Origin of the sequence: Variovorax gracilis (assembly GCF_030317115.1) — a bacterium.
Classification (GTDB): domain Bacteria; phylum Pseudomonadota; class Gammaproteobacteria; order Burkholderiales; family Burkholderiaceae_C; genus Variovorax; species Variovorax gracilis.
On sequence record NZ_JASZYF010000070.1, the window covers coordinates 1 to 5,974 of the forward strand.

General features: G+C 63.7%; 6 protein-coding genes and 1 pseudogene. All 7 read left to right on the forward strand.

All coding sequences use genetic code 11. The features are described from left to right. Positions 1–191 precede the first annotated feature (191 nt). Positions 192–653: an IS66-like element accessory protein TnpA gene (gene tnpA, locus QTH97_RS36465; protein ID WP_286573639.1), complete on the forward strand. Its 462-nt coding sequence runs from the start codon at positions 192–194 to the stop codon at positions 651–653. Continuing rightward, a complete protein-coding gene (tnpB, locus tag QTH97_RS36470) occupies positions 650–991 on the forward strand; it encodes an IS66 family insertion sequence element accessory protein TnpB (RefSeq protein ID WP_286573641.1) in 342 nt (113 codons plus the stop codon). Before tnpA ends, tnpB (QTH97_RS36470) begins: the two co-directional genes overlap by 4 nt. Positions 992–1,064: 73 nt before the next feature. Next, the gene (gene tnpC, locus QTH97_RS36475; RefSeq protein WP_286573643.1) at positions 1,065–2,357 is read left to right on the forward strand and encodes an IS66 family transposase; all 1,293 of its coding nucleotides are present in this window, start codon (positions 1,065–1,067) and stop codon (positions 2,355–2,357) included. 61 nt (positions 2,358–2,418) lie between these two features. Then, a complete protein-coding gene (locus tag QTH97_RS36480; RefSeq protein WP_286573648.1) occupies positions 2,419–3,438 on the forward strand; it encodes an IS110 family RNA-guided transposase in 1,020 nt (339 codons plus the stop codon). Positions 3,439–3,797: 359 nt separating this feature from the next. Beyond that, positions 3,798–4,199, forward strand: a complete 402-nt coding sequence (locus QTH97_RS36485) for a transposase (RefSeq protein ID WP_286573644.1) — start codon at positions 3,798–3,800, stop codon at positions 4,197–4,199. Further along, positions 4,196–4,528 (forward strand): IS66 family insertion sequence element accessory protein TnpB, encoded by a 333-nt coding sequence (gene tnpB, locus QTH97_RS36490; protein WP_286573646.1) that lies wholly within the window; start codon positions 4,196–4,198, stop codon positions 4,526–4,528. The genes QTH97_RS36485 and tnpB (QTH97_RS36490) overlap by 4 nt, the downstream gene beginning before the upstream one ends. A 63-nt stretch (positions 4,529–4,591) precedes the next feature. Next, positions 4,592–5,862, forward strand: a pseudogene (tnpC, locus tag QTH97_RS36495) (IS66 family transposase); the annotation flags it as partial. Positions 5,863–5,974: the final 112 nt, after the last annotated feature.

Genomic DNA, 5,974 nt, shown 5'->3' on the forward strand with positions numbered 1-5,974 from the left:
GCTGACGCAGCGCTGCATCCGCCGCGGCACACACCGCTCCACGCGCGAACTCGAGCAGAGCATCCGGGACTACCTCGACATCAACAACACCAGGCCAAAGCCCTTTGTCTGTGAGCGTCTGGCGATCCCATCTTGCTCCTCGGTGACTGGACCTTGAGGATGGTGCCCACCTATTGATTTGGCGGGCACCTATGAATCCCAATTCACTCAAGCGTCGGCGCACGCACGACCCTGAATTCAAGGCGAAGATCATGGCCGAGTGCGAGCAGCCCGGCGCCTCGGTCGCGGCGGTGTCGCTCGCGCACGGACTCAACGTCAACCTGGTTCGCAAGTGGCTCGTCGGGAGAGGGCTCAAGCGCGCGGGCCTATCGGCGCCACGTAGGGTCGCACAACGACCGCATGTCGAGCCGACCATACCTGCCAGTTCGACATCGCCGCCAGCGCTGCAATTCGTGCCGGTGGAACTGGCCTCAGCCGAGATCGAGGCCGCGCCTGCGGTGGATCGCTCTGTCGTGGAACGAGAGCGCGGCGAGGCCGACATCCACATCGAACTGCAGCGCGGCGAGACTCGCTTGACGGTGCAATGGCCTGGCTCGCAGGCAGCGCACTGCGCGACCTGGCTGGGCGAGGTGGCTGCGGCGGCGCTGAAGTGATCCGCATCGACAGGGTGTGGCTGTGCGCGCAGCCGCTGGACATGCGCGCGGGTGCCGAACGGCTGCTGGCCGCGGTCGTCTCGACACTGGGTGCCGCGCACGCCCATCATGGTTACCTCTTCGTCAACTCGCGCGCCACACGGATCAAGCTCATCGTGCACGACGGCTTCGGCGTGTGGTGCGCTGCGCGGCGACTGAACGCAGGGCGATTCGTATGGCTGTCGGCGACGGAGGCAGTACCGGCGTCGCTGGAACTCACGAGGGCGCAATTCGACGCCCTGGTAGTCGGCTTGCCATGGCAACGATTGCCGGAGATGGCCGTCATCACTCGCATGTAACTCGGCCCGGCGCTGCGCTCCCGCCGGTTGACAGCGCTTGCTCCAATGGTGCGAGGCAGAACGCTCTGGCACCATGCTGCGCATGCTTGGCACGCAAGGCCCTCTCCCCATCGACCTTGCACAACTGCCCCCTGAAGCTGCCGCGCTGATCGCGCAGATGCAGCAACGACTCGAGCAGCAGGACCAGCAGCTTGCCGAGCACGTCCGCGAACTCGCCCAGCAGCAATCCTTGCTCGAGCGCAAGGACCGCGAGCTCGCGCTGCGGCAAACGAAGATCGAGAAGATCAACTTCGAGCTCGCGAGGCTCAAGCGCTGGAAGTTCGGCGCCAAGTCCGAGGCGATGACCGCCGAGCAGCGCCAGCTCTTCCAGGATACCGTTGCGGAGGACGAGGCGAGCCTGCAGGCGCAATTGGCGGCATTGCAGGCCAGCTTGCCGGAAGCGTCGAAGACACCCAAGGCCCCTGCGCGCAAACCGCGCCGCCAAGCGCTGCCCCAACACCTGCGGCGCGTGGAGCACCGCCACGAGCCCGAGGACACGACTTGCGGCTGCGGGCAGTCGATGGTGCGCGTGGGCGAGGACATCAGCGAGAAGCTGGACATCGTGCCGGCAGAGTTCTTCGTTCACCGGCACATCTACGGCAAGTGGGCCTGCCGCTGCTGCCAGAGTCTGAAGCAGGAGGCGGCCGCCGCTGAGATCGTGGACGGCGGCATCCCGGCGAGTGGACTCGTGGCACACACGCTGATCAGCCGCTTCGTGGACCACCTGCCGTACTACCGGCAGGAGACGATCAACGCGCGATCGGGCGTGCACACCCCGCGCTCCACGCTCGCTGCTTGGGCCGGGTACGCCGGGGCGGCGCTGGAGCCGCTGTACGACGCGCACAAGCGCTTCGTGCTCCGCGCCCGGGTACTGCACGCCGACGAGACGCCAGTGGCTTTGCTCGATCCTGGGGCGGGCAAGACCCGCAGGGCCTACGTCTGGGCCTATGCGCGCGGCGAACTCGACGTGCAGGGCGGCGTGATCTTCGAGTTCTGCCTGGGCCGTGGCGGCCAGTACCCGGTCGCGTTCCTCAGCGGCGAGGACGGTGCGTGGAACGGAACGCTGCTGACGGACCAGTACGCCGGCTACGACTCCGCCATGGATGCTCGCGTGTACCCCATGCGCGTGGCCGCAGGATGCGTCGTGCACGCCCGACGCAAGTACGACGAAGTGGCCCGGGCCGGAACGAGCCCAGTGGCCGAAGCGGCGATCAAGCGCCTGGCTCAGATCTACCACCTCGAGGGAAGCTTGGCGACCATGCCCGCGGAACATCGACACAAGGGTCGGCAGGAATGTATGCAATGGGATGGACGCCCCCACCCGTAACGGCATCAACGTGCCAAAGTGGAAGTGTCACCAACCACTTGAACCGAGAGGGGCGTCCACCATGAAGATTACGACTGTTGGCATCGACCTGGCAAAGAACGTGTTTCAGGTCCACGGCATCGACGAGCGAGGCAAGGTCGTGCTGAAGAAGCAGTTACGGCGCGACCAGATGGCGCCGTTCTTCGTCAACCTGCCGCCGTGCCTTGTCGGCATGGAAGCATGCGGCGGTGCGCATCACTGGGCGCGCAAACTTCAAGGCATGGGCCACGCCGTGAGGCTGATGGCGCCTCAGTTCGTCAAGCCCTATGTCAAGACCAACAAGAACGATGCAGCCGACGCCGAGGCGATCTGCGAAGCAGTGGCTCGGCCGAACATGCGCTTCGTACCGGTGAAGAACGTCGAGCAGCAAGCGGTCCTCGCGTTGCACCGCGTGCGTCAAGGCTTCGTGAGGGCGCGCACGGCTCAGGCGAATCAAATCCGCGGGCTACTCGGCGAATTCGGCATCATCATTCCGCAGGGCATCGGCTACATCGGCACTCGCGTTCCCGAGTTGATCGAGGACGGTTCAAACGAGCTGCCGGGTGCGTTTCGACTGCTCGTGCAACGACTCCTCGATCACCTCAAAGATCTGGATCGCCAGGTCGATGAGCTCGAGGCAAAGATCCAAGCGTGGCATCGCAGCAATGATCTCAGCCGCAAGCTTGCTCAGGTTCCAGGCATCGGTCCGATCACAGCCAGCGCGCTGGTCGCTTCCATCGGCGACGCGAAGAGCTTCGACAGTGGTCGTCAGGTCGCTGCGTGGCTGGGCCTCGTTCCCAAACAGAACTCTTCGGGTGGCAAGGCGAACCTGCTGGGCATGAGCAAGCGCGGCGATACGTATCTCCGGACGTTGCTGATACACGGCGCGCGCTCGGTCATCTATCGAGTGAGCCAGAAGGCCGATGCATGCAACTGGATCAGCGCCGTCGTGAATCGACGCAACAAGAACGTAGCGGCGGTGGCGCTGGCGAACAAGAACGCGCGAATCGTCTGGGCTCTCCTGGCGCATGACCGGCACTTCGATGCTGGCTACGTGCGCTGAGGGGACGCCGCGGCCTGAGGCAGATAGCGATGATCACAACATAGCAGGGAGAACAAACCGCCGATTGCTCGGGCGATCATGAAGTGATGGCAAGACAGGTCAGACCGTGGTTGGCAAAGCCCGCGCCGGACGAGGCACCCAGAGTGCGTGTATGCGATCGAGGCGTCAACCAGCTCATCCCATCAGGGACCGCAGCCAAAAGCTGCAATCAAAGTCCGAATGTACGGGTGCAATCTTTACCTTCGAGCCGCACGAATTGAGAACCTGGCATAGGGGGCGTCCATGTACGTCCGGCGAACCCATCTTGAATTCGCGGTAGGAGCAAAGGATGCTCGTATCCACTAACTCATGGTGGATACGTGCACACTATCTCTCCTCAGGCTGCCGGTGATCGGCGGCGTCGCCGGCTGCACAGCGACGAGTTCAAGGCCAATGCCGTCGCCTCGGCCGCGCAGCCCGGCGTCTCAATGGCGTCAGTGGCGATGTCGCTGGGCATCAATGCGAACCTGCTGCGGCGTTGGGTGCGCGACGCGGAGGTGTCGCCGTTCAACTCGGCGGAAGGTAACACCCCCAAGCTCTTGCGTAGTCCCGAGCTCAAGTCCTCGCCGTCATCGTTCGTGCCCGTGCAACTGCCAGCGCCCGTCACGCCGCCGGGCGACATTCGCATGGAAGTCAAGCGCGGCTCGACGACTGTCGTGGTGACCTGGCCGGCGGCACTTGTTCTGGAGTGCGGGACCTGGCTACGCGAGTTGCTGCGGTGATCCGCATCGACGCCGTCTGGTTGGCGGTCGAACCGATGGACATGCGCGCAGGCACCGAAGCGGCACTGGGTCGTGTGGTGAAGGTCTTCGGTGAAGCTCGTCCACACCACGCCTACCTGTTCGCGAACCGTCGCGCCAATCGCATGAAGGTCCTCGTGCATGATGGCATTGGCGTTTGGTTGGCCGCGAGGCGACTGAACGCCGGCAAGTTCGTCTGGCCACACGACACGACGGGGACGCTGTCGCTGAGCAGACCGCAGCTCAACGCACTCGTTCTGGGCCTGCCCTGGCAACGCATCGGCGAGGCTGGGATCATCCGAGTTCTGTAGCGGTGCGCAATCGATGAATGTTCCGATGCCACTGGCGCACAGCCTCTGGCACGATCACCTTCCGTGATCGCCTCCCAGCAATTGGAATCGTTGGATCCGGAGCAGATGCGCCAAGCCATGCTGGCGCTGATGAGCGAGCTGTCCGCCAAGGACGAGCAACTGCGAGACCAGGCCGTCGAACTCGAGAGATCGCAACGCGAGGCTGCGTTCAAGCAAACCCTGATCGACAAGCTCACGCACGAGATGGCGGTGCTCAAGCGCCTGAAGTTCACCGCCACGAGCGAGAAGTTCAGGTCTGGCCTCAGTGCCGAGCAGACGAGCCTGCTTGAAGAGACCCTCGATGGCGACATCGCCGAGGTCACCGGAGAGATCGAGCGGGCCACCGCCAACAACAAAAATAAGGACACGAAGGACAAGGAACAGCCGAAGCGCCAGCTGCTGCCGGCGCACCTGCCGCGGCGCGAGCTGCACCACGAGCCCGCGAGCACTGTGTGCAGCTGCGGTTGCCAGATGAAGCGCATCGGCCAGGACGTCTCCGAGAAGCTCGACTACGAGCCGGGCGTGTTCACGGTGGAGCACCATGTTCGAGGCAAGTGGGCCTGCGCGCGTTGCGAGAAGCTGGTGCAGGCTCCCGTGGCACCGCACATCATCGACAAGGGGATTCCCACGACGGGCCTGCTGGCCCAGGTACTGGTGGCCAAGTTCCTGGATCATCTGCCGTTGTATCGTCAGGAGCACATCTTCCAGCGCGCTGGCATGGCCATCGCGCGCTCCACGTTGGCACAGTGGGTGGGGGATGCGGGGCGCAGCTACAGCCGCTGGTAGACGCCCTGGAGGCCGAGCTGCTTCGCCACGACGTGCTGCACGCCGACGAGACGCCGGTGGCCATGCTCAAGCCTGGCAACAAGAAGACTCACAAGGCGTACATCTGGAGCTACTGCACGACAAGCTACAACTCGACCAAGGCGGTGGTGTTCAACTTCGCCGAGACGCGCAGCGGCGAGAACGTTCGCGGATTCCTCGGCCAAGACGGCGACACGCCTTGGAAAGGCACGCTCGTTACCGACGGCTACTCGGGCTACAACGCGACCATTGCGAAGGGCGTGACGGCTGCAAATTGCATGGCGCATGCGCGCCGTAAATTCCACGAGCTGTGGGCCAACCACGGCAGCAAGGTCGGCGAAAAGGCGCTACGGTACTTCCAGTTGCTGTTCAAGATCGAGGCGAAGCTCGACCAACTTCCCCCGGACGAGCGGCGACGAATTCGCAAACGCAAGTCGCGGCGGGTGGCCGCATTGCTCTACAAATGGCTTCTCCTGCAGAGGCAGCAGGTTCTGACCCTGCCTCGATTTCACGTACAGCAAGAAGTTGGTAACTTCTGGAGTACGGAGAAAATGAAATGAGAGATGGCAAGTTGCCGAAGCGCCAATACACGGACGAGTTCAA